Raw genomic sequence first — 20,090 nt, 5'->3', positions numbered from 1 at the left:
CATCATGGTTTCCGATTTATACGTATAAATCGGAATGATCATGAGGCAGTACCGTTATTTAGTCAATGAAGCATGATGTAGCATGCAGTCAGTGATTGGGACCTGCATTTCAGGCATTCCTTCTTTTTCACGGCAAAAAACGTACACTTCGCCGTTTTCGGTAATACTTGGCTTGTCCACTAACTCGAAAACAGAATCATCAATCCGTACGTAAAATGTCACGCTGCCTTTCGCAGAGGTCTCAGCATGGTCAGCGGCGGTGTTAAGTGCCTGTCTGTCTTCAGCTTTATCCTGCATTGAGTTGCCGGGTTCCACTCGTGGTGCGTTGTTATCGGCTGTCGGTGTATTTGTAATTACCGGCGGCGCATCATTTCCGTTAGCCTGAGAAGAGTTATGATCATCATTACCATGCGCTGAAAAAGTCTCACCCTCATCTCTATTGCCGTCTTCATCTCCTGTTGTATCTTTACCAACCGGCAGCACATCATTTCCGACAGCCTGAAAAGAGTTATGGCCATCATTCTCACGCGGAGGAAAAGTGTCGCCCTGATCGTTATTACCACCTACATTGCCATTATTATCTTGTTGAATGACTCCATGAACAGACTGAGGCGATTTTGAACCCTTCAACGTTTTCAGCTGAGTTTGTGCCTCATCTCGGGTCAACTCGCCTTTAGTTCTCGCCTGCTCAACAAGCTCAAGCCCTGCCTTTTCAGAAAGATTGAATATTGAAGTCAGGGTATTCAACGTTTCGATATAGGTAACTATCTCATCTTCGAGTAGTTGCTTTACCGGTTCTGGCATTTCCAGCAATTTCAGATGCTTTGAGACAAACGCAGGGTTTCTACCCATTTCTTCTGCAATTTGACCTGTTTTCATACCAAACACATCGCGAAGTTCGGCCAGGTTTTCCGCCATTTCCATCGGCGATAATTGTTCGCGCTGGTCGTTTTCAATGATTTGTTCAACCAGCGTTTTAGCATCCATTGTTTCGGGTTTTGCTACACCATGAGCAATTTGTGCCCATACAGGCTCATCATTTAAGACACATGCTCGCCAGCGACGTTCCCCCACTTTGATGAGGTGTCTGCCATCGGCATCTGCTTCAAACACTGTGATGGGCTGTGCCTGTTTTCCGCCTTTCATCGTCGCGGCCAGACTGTCGATATTTTTGAATTTTTTGCGCGCCTGAGCTTTGCTGTACACTTTCTGGTGCGGAAGCTGGACTAATGTGTATTTCTCATTTTTGGGTCCTGAACCGCGAATCAGGCCGGAGATAACGGAGTTCTTATCTTTTCCTTTGGAGCCGCCGATTTTTGCACGAAAGTCCTTAGCCATGATGTTCCTCCTCAGCCTTGACGCGTCGTAATATTTCCTGAGCTAATTGAGTAAACTGCAATGATGTTTCTGACTTAGGTGCATACTCAATCAACGGGGTTCCGATAGCCTGGGATTCGACAATACTTGTCGCTGTTTTTATCGCAGGAGAAATCAGAAGATCACCGTATTGCTCAGCCAGCAGCTCGCGGTAGTTTTCCTGTATACGCAGCAACTCATTGCTCTTACGGTTTGTGTAAGTGATTTTGTTTATCACAATCCCAAGGAGAGCCAGGTCAGTCTTATAAAGCTGTTTGGTATTCATCGCAGTTCTGAGCTGGTATGTAATACCTTTTTTCGAGAATCTGGCCAGCTCGGACGGGATAACTAACCAGTCAGCAGAACGGTGCGCTGCCGCGAGGGCATTACCAAAACTCGGTAACGTGTCGAGAATGATAATGTCGTACTCTTTTTTTAGTTTCTCGATGCTGTTGTGGAAGTTGTTAATAACTTCATCAGAATCACCTAACTGAATATCTGCAAGATCAAGGCTTGAACCAACGAGGTATAAGTTTTCGGAAAGTTGTAGAGGGATCACGTCCTCATTATCCAGGAACATGTTCCACACATGAGCAGGCCCTGGCATAAATTCATCACCATCCGGATCTGAGAGTATTTCTGACGGGAAGTCATCATCTTCCTGGTAATACTGTTCTGTCAGGTTACCCTGCGGGTCCATATCTATAACAAGGGTTTTATAGCCCATATGTGCGTAGATAGATGCCAGAATGGAAGCAATGGTTGTCTTGCCTACCCCCCCTTTTTGTGAGCTTACAGAAATGACTTTACGCTGTGGGTAAAACAGATTGTCAGTATTACGGGATAGCGCATGGCCAGAAAGTTCTTCCAGTTTTTGCCATACATCTGCGGGCATTTCACGATAGCTTTTTGTACCCGGCTCAGCAATGTAACTAAGCAAGCTACGTTCAGTTATTCCAAGAGCTTTTGCGGTAGTTTTCCAGGTTGCGCCGGAGTTCAATTTTAAGTTGCGTAATGCCTGTTCCTGTGCAGAAATCATGGGTTAAATCCTTAATTTTATTCTGATAAACCTGCCATAGTTGGGTTCACTACAGCAGGTTGAGATTATTCTTCTAATATGTAGAATTTTCGTATACGAAAACTATCTATCATCCAGGACGCAGGCATTTACAGTGTGGTTCGGGTGGCCTGGTGGTTGCGATTTTTCATGCGGTTAAGGATGTCGCTACGAGCCGGTTTATCACCAAAGAACGCACTAAGTTGAGCGTTAGTCATAGCTGGAATGCATGAGCGGCTTTTATTTGACCGAGAAAGTGCTAAGATGTTTTTAAGATTCATTAGGTTCTCCTTTAGTGAATCGTGACATGTGAGAAGTACTTGGCGGTCTCTCTCATGTCTGTGTAGTTCGTGTGTAGTCGATGTAATTAATACTACACGCGAACTACACACACTACAAGTCGAACTACACAGAATTTTTGCGTCTTATCACATTTTCTTCAATTCATAGTCTCCGCGCCGTCGCCTGGCGAACCCCCAACCCGGTACAAACTGATGTTTTCGGTACCGTAAATGCTTTTAATCGTGTTCATGACCAGGTCAGATCGCTGTGTTGAGTCACACATAAATAAAAGGAATGTCTTCTTTTCCTTTACATATAAAGAAATGAAGCCACGGATCTCACGAGCTGAGAAGTTACGACGTAACGAAATGATTAATGTATCATCGATAGATGACCCATTATGTTTATGGTAATGATCAACACTTTCTTCCACTACTGGCAATACCACTGCTTCGGTACCCATATAGCCGCAAGGGGTTGCGAGAAAAGGAATTCTGATATCAGTGATATCAGTTTTTAGTAAAAAGATCGGTACAAGCTTTGTCATTATTTCACCTTTTTATTATTTTTAGAAAAATCAGGTTTCCCTTTCTTATCGTTAAATGTCTTTTTACATTCAGGGTAGCCTGAACAGCCCCAAAAGAAGCCATTAACCCCTTTTCTTCTAATAAGATTTTTATTGCAGACAGGGCACTTTGGAATGACTTTATCGAGGTTAATATCAGCAAAGCCTTTACTGAATATGTCTTTAACCATACCAGTAACTTCCCCCATGAACTCATCCAGAGAGAGTTTTCTCTGAGCAATAGCATCCAGCTGCTGTTCCCAGTAAGCTGTCCTTTCTATGCTGGATATTTCATCAGGAAGCACTCCCATTAATGATATTGCCAGTTGCGTTGGTCGTATTTGCTTCCCTTTTTTTACGATATATGATCGGTCAAATAAAATTTTGATGATGCCTGCACGTGTAGCCTCCGTCCCAATGCCGCAGGTACTTTTAAGGATTTTTTTAAAACCGGGGTCTTTCACGAAACTTGCGCAGTTGTTCATTGCGGCGAGTAATGTTGCTTCAGTAAAATATTTAGGCGCTGATGTTTTTTTTGCAATAATTTCAGCTGATTTAATTTTTACTTCTGAACCTTCATTTAGTTCAGGTACTGTCTGATTCTGTTCTTCATCTGCATCATCATCTTTAGCAGGTTTAATAAAGTCTAACCAACCAGGGCTGACGAGAGTTGAACTACTTGCAACGATTCTGTCATCACGGGCCGATATTTCGAGCGTAACATTACGGTATTTTGCAGTAGCCATAAACTGAGAGAGAAAGTTATCTCTTACCAGCTTGTAAACCAAAAGTTCATCATCTTTCAAACGTGACAAATCACCGCAATGTGCAGTAGGGATAAGTCCAAAATGCGCACCTACCTTATCGTCATTCCAGGCATCAGATCGTAAAGTAAGGTCCAGTGCAGAAATCACGGGTTTTATTGTTGGGTCCATTTGAACGATGGCTTGCAGTTTGGCATCGAGTTCATCGAGTTCTGCAGTCGGCAGGTACCTGCAATCTGTTCTGGGATAGGTTGTAAGCTTATGCGTATCATACAGAGACTGGAGTATATCGAGTGTTTTTTGGACACCGAAACCATACTTATTTGCACATTCTATCTGGGCTGCTGACAGGTTGAATGGCAAGGGGGCTGAACGTTCAGAAGTCTGTGCAATACTACGCCTGACGGTGCAATCCTGGCCAGATAACTCAACAGCTTTTCTGGAGGCTATTTCTTTATCCAGCAACAGCTTATTTTCATCAAGTTCCGAGCTGAGGGGCTGCCACTTGCCGGTAAAAAGAACATCGCCATGTTGCATGTTAACTTTTACCTGGTAGTGGTCTTGGCTCTTAAACCCCTGAACATCATTTTCTCGATCAACAATGATTTTTACAGTAGCACTTTGAACCCGCCCTGCTGAGAGTGTTTCCTTGAGACCTTTTTGTCGCCCCAGAACTGTAATTGCCCTGGTGAAATTTAACCCTACCAGCCAGTCAGCACGTTCACGGCCTTTACCTGCATAATACAGCGGTAACCCAATGTTGCCGTCAAATCTGTTTTCAATACATTTACTGATAGATTTTGAATCGGTGCCGGTTATGTTCACGCGTTCCACCTTCCCGCGGTACCCACATTCATCAAGCAATTCACGACCGATAACTTCACCTTCACGATCAAAATCAGTGGCCAGAACGATGTTAGTTGCAGCCTGGATGAGTTTTTTTACCTTCTGGAAGTGAGAAACAACATTTTCTCTGGGCGTTTTTTTCCAGTTTTGAGGAAAGAATGGGAGTGTTTCTAACTTCCAGCTCTTCATGTCTGGGTCATACTCCTCAGGCATTAAATCGCGGACTAAATGCCCATAAAGCCAGGTTACAACAACGGATTTGTCTTGCGAAACATAAGCGCCAAGAGAGTGGTCTTTATTGTTAATAACGCCCAGCTGGCTCGCAAAAGCTTCTGCCATGCTTGGCTTTTCAGCAATCCATAAAGTAGAAATGTTCATAGGGGTCCTTTGGTTGTGCAAATTCGACACTTACGTATAATACGTATTAATCGGAACAATTTAAAGGAAAGTTGGATATGACTAACGAAGATAGGGGAAAGGTTGATGATAGCCTTTGGATCTTAGTTATCTCATTGATTTTTATTGTTGGTACACCTGCTCTTATATGGCATTTCAAACACACCTGGATATGCTACTGGGGGTTGTATTTTTCCTGGGGGCAATTAGCACTGATTGACTGGCCATTTTTACCATGGGCCGGAAAATTTCGGGCGGATGTTGCCCTAATGGCTTCCAGGGCCGACCAGGTAGAGTTTTTTGAGCTTATTTGGGTTATGACAAAAGCCAGTATAGTTTGTGGCTGGTTGCCTGTCCTGATATCTGTTCTCACTATTCGTTCAACCTTAAGACACCGTTCTGAAAAGGTCAGACGAAACATAACGGCCGATACGCTGCCAAGAATTATGTCTGTGCATTGCCCTGCAATAATACCCGTACTTCACTACGGTAATCTGCTTAATGACAATGTTGAAGGTCAGGAGAGCAGAGAGCATCCAGCAGAATTTGTGAAAAAACATAATCTGGTCCGCCAGAATGTTCTTGATGAAGAAAAAACAAAAAAAATATTATGCAAAACTCTGGGGCCAAAAATAACATCCCTTAGCCAACTCAAAATTTATGAAAAAGTATTGTTCGCTATTTTCGCGAGCCGCATTTTTGATTCATATGAAAATGGTGGAAAAGCTCAGCAGATGCTTGATGCTTTAAACAGATCTTGTGACTATGGTGAATGGAATAATAAACCCGGATACCCTGATTTTTCTGTCGTTCGGAAAGAAATCACTCAGTATATGCAAGAGCCTGAAGCTCAGCGCTTACTGAATTATTTTCAATATCCATCTACCTTCTTGATGATGCTGCATTTAAGAGCTTTAGATGGGGGGAAATTACCAAGTTCAAACTTCAGGTGGTTGAAAGGGATTGACAGAGGGTTGTGGTATGTCCTTAACGCCACCGGGAGAAAGGGGACTTGTATTGAAAGTATTATTCAGATCCAAACGTACAGAACAGAAAAACTTGCATGGGAAAATGGATGCCGTCTTATTGACCCTCCCCTGCAACAATGTGTTGACGCCCTTAAAATAAGCTTAATTAAAGAAGGTTTATTACCTAAGCCTGAGCAAGAAAACAATACCGAAGCAGATAATGACTAACACTTTGAATAAGGTAAAAAGAATGTCGAAATTAGCAAGGATTCGTGAGGTTTTATTTGATAAAACCGAGTATGTAAACGGAAATGTAATGCTCTGTTATGGTAAGGCGAAATCGGTATATATAAAAATGGAAGCGGGAGAAACAGAAGAGCAACAATACACATTTGTATTGGATGATGTGGTTTTTATATCAACAAATAGAAATGATGAGCGTTGTTACTGTGATATAAGATTGAGTAATAGCATAGTTATAAGTGTATATGGGACATACGAAGAAGTGTCTTTTTTATACAGTAACTTATATTCTCATTGGATTGAATATAAAAAAGGCTCTAATGGTTTAGCGATATCAAAAACTATCGCTATATTTTTCGGTGTACTATTATTAATTTATATGCTGGCTGGCATTGTCTTAAATAACTCAGATTCTGAAAACCGGGCAATGTCTCATTCCCCTGCTAGTGAAAAGGTTCATTTAGATGCTGTAGCGCCTCCTTTTGCTCGTCCTGAGAGCAAGGTCAGAGATTCTGAAGAAAACCTTCTGGCTTCAAAAGTTACTCAGCAAGCCAGGCCGAATGCAGAGCTGTCGGCCCTTCTTAAAAAGGGAGCGGCTACCAATGATTACTCTGTAAGACTCGGTGAGTCTGACCAAACGAAACCCGTGTTTTTTGTGTTCTCAGATCCGTTATGCCCTCATTGCAGGAATATCGAGCCTGTTCTGGAAAAGCTGGCTGATGATTATGTTATAGATATTTTTCCCGTATCCAAAATCGGACGCGAAAGATCGAAACCTATCGTCGAAACCGTTCTATGTACTAAGCCAGAAGCCAGGGCTGGTTTATGGCAAGAAGCTATTTCTGGGGGAGCAGCGGTAAACACCCCGTGTACGAACGGAAGTATAGCCCTGAACAATAACAATGCTACCTACAGTCAATTCTCTTTTATTGGGACTCCGACAGTAATTCGTGGCGACGGAGCTGTTTTTCCGCTTACTAAAAAATTAAATGAAGATAACCTTAAAAGCTGGCTCAAGGGGGATTTCTGATGCGTATTAGCCCTTTATTTCTGTCAAAATTAAAAGGGCTGATGCTGATTTCAGCTTTAGTTAGTGAATCAGTAGTATTAGTTAAAAGAGGTAAGAAATTTAAAGGACTGTGCCCTTTCCATAATGATAAAAATCCTTCTATGGACGTCGATGATACCAAAGGACGGTACAAATGCTGGGTTTGTGGCGAAGAGGGAGACATTTTTGACTGGGAGAAAAAGATAAATACTGGTGGTGATTTTTATGCGGCTGTTCGCGGTATTGCTGGACGGTTAAACGAAAAAATGCCAGATGATGATTCACTTCCTGATGACAAGAAAAATGTGGAAATAGTCAGTGCTCTTTATCGTGCACAATATCTCTACAGACATGGTCTGGCAAAAAATAGTACTGCTGTGGATTATCTGGCATTTCGTGGCTTTTCGAGTGAAACCGTTAAGTTATGGGAGCTTGGTGTTGTCAGCAAAGGCGTGATTTCTATCTTAAGAAAAAAAGTCAGCGATGATATTTTAATAAGCAGTGGCATTGCTAAAAGAGATGATAAAGGTGGGTTTTATGATTGCTTAAGACAACGAATCACTATCCCTCTTAAAAACAGAAGCGGAACATTAGTTGGTTTTGCAGGCCGAAAACTATTTGAGTGGGATGAATCTCCGAAATATTTGAATCTGGCTGAAACTAATGTCTTTACTAAAGGTGAATTGCTTTTTGGTTTAGATAAGGCTTTGCCACATATCTACAAAGCTAATTGCGCAGTTATTGTTGAAGGATACTTTGATGTTATATCGCTTCATCAGGCTGGAGAACGGAAAGCAGTTGCAGGCATGGGAACTGCAATTACTGAGCATCAATTAAATACATTGATGAATATTGCGAGGACATTGATATTTTGTTTTGATAATGATAAGGGAGGAGCCAGAGCTATTCGTTGCCTGTTACCTAAATTACTGGGTGTGATTACTGATAAACATACAGTGCGTTTTAACTTTTTAGATAAAGGATACGATCCAGATGAATATATCAAAGCGAAGGGATTAGATAGCTGGAGTCAGTCATGTGAACAAAGCCTGCCTCTGAGCTTTCTTTTAATACAATATATAACGTCGAACTTCAAACTTGATTCGCTGGAAGATAAACAACGGGCGGCAATCAGGGCGACGGAAGTTTGTAATTCTATTAAAAAAGCACGTTATTTAAAGCAGCTACTCATTAACAAGGTAAAGAATGAGCTAGGTATCATTGTTGAGGTTCAAAATGAGTAATAATGAAATAAGTAAAGCTAAACTTGAGCGTGATGTACGCTCTTTAGAAGATAGAGTTATTGACTGGTTCAGAGATGCTAATCATGTTCGGGCATTTATTCTTCTAAGAATTTTTTTGCAATTATTCTTTATTGCATTCTGGCCGTTATCCCTCGTTACATCGTTAATGGTATGGGCGTTTGTTCTTGATAAAAAAGTATCCATGCCACTTCGGGTTCCAAAGGATGTCGGGGGGCGTGACCTGAGTGATTACTATACATACAGAACGGAATGGAAATTTTGGATTTTTAAAGGAACGAGCGAAAAACGCAAGTATCAACTGGCCGCAGGAATACTGTATTGGGGCTCTCTCAGAACGTCCATCCCACATTTACAGGGGATGGAAATCTGGTCGACAAACAGTGATTGTCGTACCCATGCATTTGTTGGTGGAACAACAGGTTCAGGTAAATCAGAGTCTCTTTACGGTCTTGTTTATAATGCGCTTTGTTGGGGCTCAGGTGCTGTGTATGCAGATGGCAAAGCAGATATCTCATTGCCTTTTACCATATGGTCACTGTGCCGACGTCTGGGCCGTGAAGATGATTATCTTCATCTTAATCTTCTCACTGCAGGGCGCGATCCTTATCTCGACCTCCTGGAAGAAGAAAAATACAGGAGAATGGGAAAGGAATTTTTCAATACCCAAAAAGGAGCAAGATCCAACTCCCTTAATCCTTTTTTCTCGGGTACGGCAGATTTTCAGGTTCAGTTGATGTCCTCTTTGTTGCCTAAAGCAAATGGCGACGGCGCTCAATGGCAGGAAAAAGCTGTTAACCTGGTCGATGCGATAATTCGTTGCTTAAGGTACAAGCATCTAAGGGGGGATTTAACATCTGGTATCGAAATGATCCAGAAGTATCTCGGTCTTGAGGAATTGCTGGAATTATACAAAGAAGGTAAAAAGGGGTTGCTTCCATATGCCGCATTTTCACCTATTGAAAATTACCTAAAAAGTGGTCTTTCGTTTGATTTTAATCTTATAGATGAACCACAAAAGTGGACTCCAGAAGTGAGAACCCAACACGGGTATTTAACTTCTCAGTTTCAACGTACCTTATCCATGATGATCCAGTCTTACGGATTTGTTTATAAGGTAAAACATCCTGATATCGATTTAAGTGATGTTCTGCTTAATAACCGCATTTTAGTTATTTCAATCCCTTCGCTTGAAAAATCAGCACAGGAAGCTGAGGCTTTGGGAAAACTGGTCCTTAGCTGCATACGTTTGATGATGGCTGAAAACCTCGGGACAAATTATGAAGGTACTAAAGCGCAGATACTACTTTCCAGAGCAACAGCGTCGCCGGTACCGTCTTTAATTATTACTGACGAGCTTTCATATTACTATGCGTCTGGTCTGGCTGTGATGTATGCTCAGGCTCGCTCTCTTGGGTTTATGATGGTGGCAGCAGTTCAGGATATCCAGGGGCTTAAACGTGGCTCTGCGGGTGAAGAAACCGCTTCGTTGCTTGCAAACACAAAATTTAAGAATTGCCTGGCTCTTGAAGATGCCGATGATACCTTCGCCCTGATTCAGAAGGTCGCCGGTGAAGGATACTTCTCAACGCTCACTGGTTATGATTACCAAAGCGGTGCTGTGAGTGGCAGCTGGACAGCTCAGGCTGGTTCAAAAATTGAAACCAGAAGTCGCGTTCAGATAAATGATGTAAAAAAATTAAAACAGGGCGAATCTTTTCTTATATTTCAGGATTCGCTGGTTGAGATGTCTGCATTTTATATACCAGACGACGATAAACATACAAAACTAAAACCTCGTATTAATCAGTTTATTGAAATCGATTTGCCAATATCTATTTCGGAATTTAACACTGAACCAGTTGTAGTTCCAGTGTCAGAAAATGATGTGTTTATTAATAAAATTATTAACGGCATTCCACATGATAACTCTTATACAGCAGCAAATGACTTTCTTGCTGATGCGGAGCTGGAGATTGATGACGAGCTTCGGAACCAATATTCCGATGATGATGATAAAGAAAGTATAAAACCTGAACTAACCCTCACCGGACAGAAAAAGCGCCTTCTACGTGCAGCTCTGAATGGACTTGAAAATGCAGCGTAATATTTTGCAGGAGAAAAAAAATGACTACTAATCCCAGCTTTGTACTTGGTTATGACGAGTTTCAGCTTAAGAAAGGCCAGGAAGCACCTTTCGTCTGGAATCAGGGGGAGCTTGCTAATGGCCATGTTGGGATCACCGGCACGTCTGGTTCTGGCAAAACATACCAGATAAGACGTTTTTTGTCGGCATATGCAGCTGACCCGGACACACAAATATCTATCTTTGACTATCACGGTGACATTGATGTACCTGGTGCTTCAGAAGTTCTCTTCAGCGAGTCAACCCGGTATGGCTACAATCCATTTGTTGTTAACCCTGACCCACACTACGGGGGGTTGAGAAAGGCAGCTAACCATATTATCGATATCATGAGCAGTAACCGAAAACTTGGAGAGCAACAAGCCGCGGTGTTGCGTCAATTGGTAACGGATTGCTATGGGGTTAAATGGATGACTCAGGATAAACCTTCATCCTGGGTGAAGCGAAATGCCTCTGAGACAGAATGTGAACAGCTATATAACGACCGTAACTGGAAGGCTTTGGGGCAGTGTTACCCTACTCTCACAGATCTTGAACGTCTTATCCAGAAGAAATTGAAGATGGGACTCTTTGGTGTAGACGAGAACAACCAGGCTAACGTGGCTCTCAGAGCTTTTGAATCGTTCATGAGGAGTACGCGTACATTTGTTAAAGCTAAAGAAAGACACAGCAAAGAAGACACTGAAAAAACTGAGCAGGCTGTCGCTAAAGCACGTGAAACAGCAATTCAGGAATATGAGAAAGCACTGAGCGAGACTCGGACTGGCAGTGAAATGGAGGAAATCTTGAAGTATGATTCCGTTGATACACTGAAATCCTTGCTTATACGTCTTGAAAATGTCAAAGCTCTTGGTTTATTCAATGCTAACGAGCCACCTTTCACTGGAAGAATTCATCGCTACAATATCAAGCCACTTGCCAGTTCAGAAAGTGAACTTAAAATGTTCATATACAGTCGTATGCTGGCTATTTTCTTCCAGGAAATGCAAAAGGGAGAAAGTAATGGCCGCGTGCGGCATGTTATTGCACTCGATGAAGCCAAACGATTCTGCGATGAAGACCCATCAAATCCCATTAACATAATCGCGAACGAGGCCAGAAAGTTTGGTATAGCGCTGGTACTTGCCAGTCAGAGCCCTACCCATTTTAGTGCGGATTTTATCAATTCAGCAGGAACTTTGCTTATCCAAAATATGGCGCCAGGAGACTGGACTCATGCCGCGACTAAATTGCAAATAGAAAAATCAAAACTCCAGTACCTTAAACCTCAACAAACTGCGTTGCTGAAACTACAACGTGTAGGAGAGAATAGCCGGTGGTTCTCGCTGGACTTTAAGCGGTAATAATAAAAAAATTGAGGCCCTGATGACCAAAATTCAGGGCCTGATTTTTACCACACAACTTTGCAACTTTTGTTAAAGCGGCAGCTTGCGGAAACTACAAGGTCAGGAATTTGATCCTGGCTTATGCTCACAATTGCCAGGGTCGGCGAGGCGTTTGGCTTAATGGTATGCATAAAAACGGCATCTTTGTAGCGGCCAAGTGCAGGTAAAAGGTCACTTAGAAGTCGAGGGCTGTCGATCAAGGCTTTATCTATACCACTATGTGCTTTGATTTTATCTACGAGCAAAGGGTTGCAGAGTGAAATTTCAGTATAAATTGGAGATATTTGCTTTTTAGTCATTTGCTTGAGATTAAGCATCATTCCGGTGGGGTCCGACAGTTGCTCATCAAACTCATTTACGCGTAACGTAAAATCGATGATTGTGTAACGTTTCCCTTCCAGATCTGCTATCTCCTTGACGGGTTTAAAGCCCTTAGTCTGGCTGAATGACCCGTGGTAACCACTTAATAACCCCGGAATACCTACAGCCACCATCGATTCCCGCAAATTAATAGTCTCAGGTTCTTCTTCAGTGTCGTAAAAAAAAGCAGACATTAGCTTAAGAAGCTTCCCTTCCTTCTTCTTCATTTAAGGCTCCGGCATTTGTGATCATATTACGAATAATACATATTGAACGAAAATTAGCAACGATTTCCAGTGATTTGCTTGAGAGTAGATACCATTCCGTATGGAGATGGTAAAACATGTTAACTTAACTGAAACCAATAGTACGGCAGGAAATGTTGATGTGATTTATATATCGAAAGGAGATGAGTGTGATAAGACTATGTTAGACATGTAAACCCTTCTCTGTGTGGAACACAGAGAAGGCTACTGGTTAAGATGACTATTTGTTTTTCTGGGAGTTTTTAGCCGCTATGGCTTCTTCACCGGCATCAGCAGCTCTTTCTGACATACTGCAAACTGTTCGCATCAGGCTAAGCAGGTCTTTGCCCTTTTTGCCTGTACGCCTTAAAGCCTGAGCATAAACTTCAATGTCGCGACCGGCAGAGTTCTTATCCATAATCCTGTATGTACCAGTTACAGACAATCCAAACAGCCTCGCGAACTCTGTTTTACCTTTCATGTCATTACTAAAACCCAATTCATTGAACAGGCCAATGTAATCAAAGCTTGGTGGAACAGGGATAGTTTCTGGATAAAGAGTATACATGTTGTAGATGTTGATAATGCGTACGTCAGTGATGATCTCATCGCTTCTGACTAGAGCCTCCCATTTAGCTTTCTGAATGCCGAAACACTCCGCTGCGGTCCCTGCAACAAAGCCATGGTCATAACGCCAGCGGTTAAGGTCTTGACCTGTGACGGTTTTCTTACTCATTGCATCCTCTTTACCAGACGTGAACTTCATTACTGACATTTCCGACTGGTGCATATAAAATGAAACTGATAGCCGAATTGTGGTATATCATACTTTATCTTACAACATAACTATCAGATTTATATGAAAACACTTAATGTAATCGTGTTCTTAACCATTATAGCCTCAGGAGCAGCATCCGCAGCCGGTTGTCGAAGCGGAGTTGCTGCAAGTGAAGGCGCTCAAAATGCCTATGAGAATGCAGTAAAGTCAATCAATTCTGAAGCCGATTCGTTAAAAAATTCTTCAGAAGTGATCGGCACCTGTATCTCTGGAGTTACCGGTGTGGTGACTATGCCAACGTTCCCGGACCTTGGTTCGATATGGTCGGATATGATTGACCAGGTATGTAAAACAGCCTCTGATAAAATCTCTGACTCATATAATGATGTTATCGGTAATATAAATGGGAATATTAATGATCTGATGAATGGGGTTAACAACTCAGTCGATAAGGTTAAAGATGAAACTACGGGTAATGTAAAAAATATATGGAACTGATTATAAATAAAGGCCGTACCCCGGCCTTTATTCTTAGTTTTATTAATGATTAATTTCTCACCCACTTCCCTTTACTGCAGCGCATCCATTTACCGGCTATGTCTCTTGTTAGTGTCCCGTCATTACTGCAAATACTTCCAATTCCAGGTGAAGTTGCAATAGCTGATGCTGGAGATGACAGCAAACCAGATTTTGGTGATTTCCCTTGAGGTTGCGAAGCAGGAATCTCTCCCTGGTAAATGATGTGTGCACCATAGACTGAATTTGTCTGGGTCACACCATATTGAAGTTGCATTTCACGTCTACTGTTGTTAACCATGATCGAGGCTGCATATCCAATTTGTACCTGGATCAGCTCAAGAACTTGCTTATAACTGGATTTGTCAACTTTTACAGTTACCGGTAGAGGTAATTTATTTCCAATAATCCGGAAAGAATAATTTCTTTGGTCGGCCATTTTCTTAAGTAGCTCGGCAGCATCGCCATTCCAGTTTGCATCAATCTTAACTCCATCAGAATAAATACCACCGGTGATACCGTTTTTTTTCTGCGAAATAGCACCATACTGATAAAGTTCGATTTGTGTTTTCTGGATTGCAGCAATAGCATCGTCGATACTTTTATTAATTTTTGATTCTGAACTGGATTCATGTACGCTTTGTTGTATAGAGCAACCCGAAATCAGGAAAATTGATAAAAAAGGAATTAGGAATTTAATTTTGAAAATCATCATAGCCCCTCTTAATGAATTAAAATTTGGTCTTTGTTTATAAGTTCACAGATTCTTTGATACTCTGCTTCATTTTTTTCAATACCGATGCCATGCTTATAGATGATGGCAAGTAGCTCAAGGTACTCGTGTTCACCAGAGTTTGCATGGGATATGATTTTATTTAATGCGTTATCAAAATTCCCACACTCCAGTTCTAGTATACTTAATACACTAACGTCCATTATTTTTTACTCCAGCGTTCACGTATCCACCATGGTCTTGAGTAGATAACAGGTCCTCTAATTTTGGAAAGAATTCGATTGAAAAATCCAGTTGGGCTATATCCTAAATGGTGTAAAACCGTAAAGATTAAATTTATCACTGTAATAACGATGAATAAGACTAAACCTGGGAAGTAAATGAGTAGCAAATAGGGGAATATTCCCGCAATAGGAAACCCAAAAAAAGTGGCAGTTTTGTTATTTCTCCAGTTGTTATACATTTTTCACCTCTGTTTCACTTCTTTTTTTGAACTCATGATATGATGCTTTTGATACAAATTCTTCTTTACTGACGGTTCCTTCAAGATAAAGATTCCATAGTTTGTCAATAATGGAACATTTATTTTTATTCATGTAATCTTCGACCCATCGAGACCATTTGCTATGATGTAACAGCTCGAGTTCATTTTTAATTTCCTGGGTGAAAACGAGTCCTTCACGAACAAGAACACGTTTTCCGTCCGTTGATTTAAAGAGGTTCTGGACCATAACAACTCTAATTTTTGATAGAAGGTCAAAAGCAATTGAGGCCTGTTGTTCGACAGGGAATGCCTGGGTAATACGGCTAAATAATTCCCCCACCTTATCAATATGAATAGTGAAATAAACAAGATGTCCTGATTTACCTGCTTCAATGGCTGCTGAGTATGTTTGATGGTCCCTTGCCTCGCCGACTCCAATGACTTTAGGTGCTCTTCTCATTGCATTTCGAATGCCATCTGAGAACGATGCAATATCACGTCCGATTTCACTTTGTGCTGGTTTTAGACCTACCCATTCTTGCCCACCAAGGAAAAATTCTATCGGCTGTTCATAAGTTACGACCTTTCGATCAGGGAAGTTTGCACCGATATACATGTAACATGCTGTAAGACTGGTCGTTTTACCGCTTCCGGTCGGTCCTCCAAAAACAATAATACCATCTCTCGGAAATAGCTCTTTTTTAAATTCTTCTTCAATAGGATATTTTTCTAGTGTTGGATTTTCGCTAGGAATAATACGGTTGGTAATGCTGATAGTAAGATTCTTACCTACGTTAGCCTGTATGAAATTGGTGCGTAAACGTATGGTTTTATTTCTTTCCAGATTGTATTTATCACCTGTTATAGAAAGGTCTCTATCAAGATCATCACCGCTAACAACGATAGGAGGAATGTCAGCCCCCCAAACCTGGCCAATCAGTTCTTTTAATGTGCTATCGGCTAATTTAACTTTTGAACCCTGAATTTGACGTCCATACTGTTCAACCCATATGAAGTCGTTACCCTGAATTGAAATGTCTGAAACATTGTTTTTTGAACAATGAACAATGAAACGCTTTAAGTCATCAGGGCTAATTTCACCCATTTCAAAGTTATATGGGAATGGAGGTGTATTCATTATCTACCACCATATTGATATGTATTGTTTTTAACATCAGGTGACTTTGTAATAACCGGCGTCCATTTAGACGGGTTAGTTTCAAACTCAGCTTTCTTCATGATGGAGCGATTTTTCTCTCCAATCATCAGAGTATCCTTAGAACTCTCAGGAGAAACAGAATTTACTTTTGAAGATATCTGTGTGCGAGATATCATCCCTTGTTTCACCAGAGCACTAAAGCGAAGCATGCCAGTGTAGTCTCTTACTAACCGGTTAAAATTCTCCTCTCTGATTTGGTCTGCTTGTTGGCTACCATCAGCCCAGCCTTTCTTGACTGCTTCATCCCATGCTTTTTTTTCTGCGCTATTTTTAGGTTTCGCATCTTCCCCTGGGTACACAATATCAGGGGCCTGTAATAGCCCAGTGAACAGATAGTCTCTCCAGGTTGGAGGGACCGCGACAAATTCTTCCTGTTTAACTATGTTGTAGACCTTTGTTGCTGTGCGAAACTGGTCCTTTGAAACACTGGCCACATCAACAGCTTCGACAATCACTGGCGGAAGCGAGCTGTCAGTCGTCATCAAAGGTCCAAACTGAAAGATTCTGTCCAGATCATTTTCTCTCTCCCTTAGTGCTTTCGAGATATTCTGTGCTTCCCATGCCATGCCCGCACGAAAGCCGATAGTCTCTCCTAAATCTCTTAGAACCCCCATTCTCACGGTATTGGCATCATCGTTTTGGAAACCATTCAATACCTCGTTTAGATTAGGAACAGGGGCACTTGCGAATGGACTATCCGCCGCAGCTGATCCGACCCATAGGATGGTCAGGTAAGCTAACACTTTTAGTTGATACATACGTCCCTCGATCATTTGCGTTTAATACGTATTATACGTAATTGCTTCTGGTAAAGTGAAGCTTGTTTTTCAATCTATTTTTAGTATTCGAATATAAGTGTCATGCGAGTTCTGGTAGACAATGTAACGGGCTGATTTATGGTTAAATTTGAGTGTTTGCACGTTTGCTTGTTCAGTAAAAATTTGACGCATGTTTGAAGGGCGGTCTGGCAGCGCGGGGGGGGGGGGTATTACAATATTCAAAATAGTAAGGCCCGTCGGTTTTGAATCTGTTATTATCTGCTATATCGGAGAGCCGACTTCTATAAAGAAAAAATCAAAATAGTCAATAATTATATTGCCTTATAATAGTGTTGGTGGCATAATGTATATATGGAAAATTAATACTTTGTTTGGTATTCGACCATGCTCAAAGGAGCACATGATGTTAATTTCTAACCGTAGATCTGTAATTGTTATTATGTCTCGCATTAAAGATATTAACTGTATTCACTTCACTGATACAGTTCTTTCTGGATCGAATAGCGATTTATGGATTCCAGTATCTGATACTGATTATTTTAAATTTATCGAAAATCTTCTTGTTATCAACAATATTGCAAATAATGTTGTTCGTATCGATGTTAAATTAATTGGTGATACTTTTAAAGATTTTGAAGTAATTTATAACGTTAAATAAACCTGTCGGCAATTGCCCAATCTCAAAGGAGATATATTATGAATACTACTAACGTTTCAGCAGTTGATGTTTCCGTCAAGGATATTCCAGAAGTATGTTATATCCCATTGAAATTCATTATTGCGGAAAAATCTCGCCTTAATGTACGTAAACACAATACCGATTCACCAGAGTTCATAAAAGGAATCAAGAGTCTGGCCGCGACTATTGCTTCTCAGGGACTTTTGATGAACCTCATTTTGCATGTCGAAACCGTTGTGGATGATGAAACCTACTACGGTGTTGCTGTTGGGTATCGTCGACGCTCTGCTTTAGAAGTTCTTCTGGAGTCAGGGCTTATTACACCTGATTACATGGTTAAAGCAATCATTCTGAATGACACGGATGCTCTCTTTGCGTCTGTTACAGAAAATAATGATCGTGAAGACATGCACCCATCAGACCTTATAGGGGCATTTACTTTATTTGTAGAACGAGGTCATTCTGTAGGTGATATAGCCCTTAAGTTTGGGTATTCATCTCGGTATGTTAATCAGATGCTAAGATTGTCATCAATGGCACCTAAACTCATTGAATTTCTCGCAGAGGATAAAATTTCAGTAGAACAGCTTCAGGCTTTGGCTATTTGCGATAATCATGAAAAACAAGTACTCGCATGGAATAATAGCTGGAACAAAGACCCTGCTAGTTTAAGACGTTCTATTCTGGAAGACGAGAAAGAAGTAAAGAAAAGTGACACCTTTCGTTTTATTGGTAAGGAAGCATATGTAAAAGCAGGTGGTGAAATTCGCCATGACCTTTTCAGCATAGACGAGGAAGATGGTGGATACATTAAAGACCCTTTGTTAATGGATTCTCTTGCGATTGAGAAACTTGAGAAACTGGCTCTTGAGATAGCTGAAAAAGAAGGGTGGAGCTGGTCTATAGGCCAGTTAAGATTAGACCAGTATGGTGATGATAAAAAACGCTTTGACTTTCCATCCAGAGTGAATCGTGATCTTATAAAACTTAGCGAATCACAAGAAAATGCAGTCAATAAACTAACGATTAAAATTGATAATGCAAAATCTTTACTTGAGTCTCATCGACAGGCTGATCAGCGCGATCACAGTAAAATTAGAAAGCTAGAATCAAGTCTGTCCGACTTGATTGAAAAGCGCGATGATATTTACACTCAGGCATCCTATACCGACGAGTATCGTTCTGAACGTGGGGTAATTGCCTACCTTGATTACAGGGGGAATGTTGTTTATCTGCGAGGGGTAATGAAACTCTCTGATAAAGCAAAAAAGGAAAATAAATCCGTCAATGTTGCAACTGATGGAACCGTAACACCAGTGACTCAGGTTTCTGCTGCACTGGCAAGATCGCTATCTTCTGAAAGAACGCTTGCAGTTTCAGCAGAACTCACCAGTCATCGGCTAGTTGCTTTAGCTCTGATGGTCCACAGATTGGCGATTACTGTTTTTGCTGGTACCTATCATGCCAGTCCAGTGAGCTGTCAGTTGCAAAATCGAACCAGTGAGATGATTCGAAATGCACCAGATAGCGAAGATGGTCAGGCTGCACAGGTTTTATCAGAAACAAGATTGCGTCTTGAGTCTCTGTTACCTCAGGGATGGGAAAACGATTTTACCCTACTTACTGCATTATCGTTAGAGGACCTTCTGGATATTCAAGCTTATTGTGTTTCGACCAGCCTTGATGGTCTGGTTTCTCAATATACACCAGGTAAAGTAAGTAATCTTGCAAGTCTTGAGCAAACTTTGAATTTTAAAGCTACCAAATACTGGAAACCTACATCTAGCAATTTCTGGAAGCGACTGGATAAAGAAAGTATGTATGATCAATTGACTCAGGCTGGGATTGTAGTCAATAAAGAAGAGTTTTTAGCACTAAAGAAATCTGATGCTGCGAAAAGAGCTGAAGTATTAATGTCTGATATTGAGTGGGTGCCGGAATTCTTCTAGAGTTTCTTAAAAGAGGCGATTAATTATCGC

The 20,090-nt window shown here is 41.2% G+C and carries 18 protein-coding genes; 8 read left to right on the top strand and 10 right to left on the bottom strand.

Annotated features, from left to right (window positions below):
• Positions 1-54 precede the first annotated feature (54 nt).
• The 4 genes from JQN59_RS26695 to JQN59_RS26680 form a co-directional block, all read right to left on the bottom strand.
• Positions 55-1,338 (bottom strand): ParB/RepB/Spo0J family partition protein, encoded by a 1,284-nt coding sequence (locus JQN59_RS26695; protein ID WP_204528261.1) that lies wholly within the window; start codon positions 1,336-1,338, stop codon positions 55-57.
• A complete protein-coding gene (locus tag JQN59_RS26690) occupies positions 1,331-2,395 on the bottom strand; it encodes a ParA family protein (protein ID WP_204528260.1) in 1,065 nt (354 codons plus the stop codon). Before JQN59_RS26690 ends, JQN59_RS26695 begins: the two co-directional genes overlap by 8 nt.
• Positions 2,396-2,852: 457 nt before the next feature.
• Positions 2,853-3,242 carry a hypothetical protein gene (locus tag JQN59_RS26685; protein WP_115490163.1) on the bottom strand — a complete coding sequence of 130 codons (390 nt, stop codon included), beginning with the start codon at positions 3,240-3,242 and terminating at the stop codon, positions 2,853-2,855.
• Positions 3,242-5,248: a DNA topoisomerase 3 gene (locus tag JQN59_RS26680; protein WP_204528259.1), complete on the bottom strand. Its 2,007-nt coding sequence runs from the start codon at positions 5,246-5,248 to the stop codon at positions 3,242-3,244. The genes JQN59_RS26685 and JQN59_RS26680 overlap by 1 nt, the downstream gene beginning before the upstream one ends.
• A 77-nt stretch (positions 5,249-5,325) precedes the next feature.
• Here JQN59_RS26680 and JQN59_RS26675 point away from each other — a divergent pair, with 77 nt between their 5' ends.
• The 5 genes from JQN59_RS26675 to JQN59_RS26655 are packed head-to-tail and all read left to right on the top strand — an operon-like array spanning position 5,326 to position 12,276.
• Positions 5,326-6,462, top strand: a complete 1,137-nt coding sequence (locus tag JQN59_RS26675) for a secretion/conjugation apparatus DotM-related subunit (protein WP_204528258.1) — start codon at positions 5,326-5,328, stop codon at positions 6,460-6,462.
• A 22-nt stretch (positions 6,463-6,484) separates the two neighbouring features.
• Complete coding sequence (locus JQN59_RS26670) at positions 6,485-7,507, top strand: DsbC family protein (RefSeq protein WP_204528257.1); 1,023 nt, start codon at positions 6,485-6,487, stop codon at positions 7,505-7,507.
• Entirely contained in the window at positions 7,507-8,769 is a 1,263-nt protein-coding gene (gene dnaG, locus JQN59_RS26665) for a DNA primase (protein ID WP_204528256.1), read from the top strand. Before JQN59_RS26670 ends, dnaG begins: the two co-directional genes overlap by 1 nt.
• The gene (locus tag JQN59_RS26660; RefSeq protein ID WP_204528255.1) at positions 8,762-10,894 is read left to right on the top strand and encodes a hypothetical protein; all 2,133 of its coding nucleotides are present in this window, start codon (positions 8,762-8,764) and stop codon (positions 10,892-10,894) included. Before dnaG ends, JQN59_RS26660 begins: the two co-directional genes overlap by 8 nt.
• A 20-nt stretch (positions 10,895-10,914) precedes the next feature.
• Positions 10,915-12,276, top strand: coding sequence for a helicase HerA domain-containing protein (locus JQN59_RS26655; protein ID WP_204528254.1), 1,362 nt, complete (start codon positions 10,915-10,917; stop codon positions 12,274-12,276).
• Between the two features lie 47 nt (positions 12,277-12,323).
• Here the strand turns inward: JQN59_RS26655 and JQN59_RS26650 are convergent, their stop codons facing one another.
• Together JQN59_RS26650 and JQN59_RS26645 are read right to left on the bottom strand one after the other, a co-directional pair.
• A complete protein-coding gene (locus JQN59_RS26650; RefSeq protein WP_204528253.1) occupies positions 12,324-12,905 on the bottom strand; it encodes a hypothetical protein in 582 nt (193 codons plus the stop codon).
• Positions 12,906-13,164: 259 nt separating this feature from the next.
• On the bottom strand, positions 13,165-13,659 hold the full coding sequence (locus JQN59_RS26645) for a hypothetical protein (RefSeq protein ID WP_204528252.1): 495 nt from the start codon (positions 13,657-13,659) through the stop codon (positions 13,165-13,167).
• Between the two features lie 123 nt (positions 13,660-13,782).
• Between JQN59_RS26645 and JQN59_RS26640 the strand changes: the two genes are divergently transcribed.
• Complete coding sequence (locus JQN59_RS26640) at positions 13,783-14,199, top strand: hypothetical protein (protein ID WP_204528251.1); 417 nt, start codon at positions 13,783-13,785, stop codon at positions 14,197-14,199.
• A 49-nt stretch (positions 14,200-14,248) separates the two neighbouring features.
• Here the strand turns inward: JQN59_RS26640 and JQN59_RS26635 are convergent, their stop codons facing one another.
• From JQN59_RS26635 to JQN59_RS26620, 4 genes are all read right to left on the bottom strand, one after another.
• Positions 14,249-14,932: a DotD/TraH family lipoprotein gene (locus JQN59_RS26635; RefSeq protein ID WP_204528250.1), complete on the bottom strand. Its 684-nt coding sequence runs from the start codon at positions 14,930-14,932 to the stop codon at positions 14,249-14,251.
• A gap of 8 nt (positions 14,933-14,940) precedes the next feature.
• Positions 14,941-15,153, bottom strand: coding sequence for a hypothetical protein (locus tag JQN59_RS26630; protein WP_115490175.1), 213 nt, complete (start codon positions 15,151-15,153; stop codon positions 14,941-14,943).
• Positions 15,154-15,405: 252 nt separating this feature from the next.
• On the bottom strand, positions 15,406-16,572 hold the full coding sequence (gene traJ, locus JQN59_RS26625; RefSeq protein WP_204528249.1) for a plasmid transfer ATPase TraJ: 1,167 nt from the start codon (positions 16,570-16,572) through the stop codon (positions 15,406-15,408).
• Complete coding sequence (locus JQN59_RS26620) at positions 16,572-17,411, bottom strand: type IV secretory system conjugative DNA transfer family protein (protein WP_181884132.1); 840 nt, start codon at positions 17,409-17,411, stop codon at positions 16,572-16,574. Before JQN59_RS26620 ends, traJ begins: the two co-directional genes overlap by 1 nt.
• 421 nt (positions 17,412-17,832) lie before the next feature.
• Between JQN59_RS26620 and JQN59_RS26615 the strand changes: the two genes are divergently transcribed.
• Both JQN59_RS26615 and JQN59_RS26610 read left to right on the top strand, forming a co-directional pair.
• The gene (locus JQN59_RS26615) at positions 17,833-18,090 is read left to right on the top strand and encodes a hypothetical protein (RefSeq protein WP_204528248.1); all 258 of its coding nucleotides are present in this window, start codon (positions 17,833-17,835) and stop codon (positions 18,088-18,090) included.
• A gap of 38 nt (positions 18,091-18,128) precedes the next feature.
• Entirely contained in the window at positions 18,129-20,060 is a 1,932-nt protein-coding gene (locus JQN59_RS26610; protein ID WP_204528247.1) for a ParB/RepB/Spo0J family partition protein, read from the top strand.
• Positions 20,061-20,090: the final 30 nt, after the last annotated feature.

This window comes from Citrobacter sp. B72 (genome assembly GCF_016894305.1).
Lineage (GTDB): Bacteria > Pseudomonadota > Gammaproteobacteria > Enterobacterales > Enterobacteriaceae > Citrobacter > Citrobacter portucalensis.
Note: the sequence above shows the minus strand (reverse complement) of the source record. Positions and strands in the feature narration are given on the sequence as shown.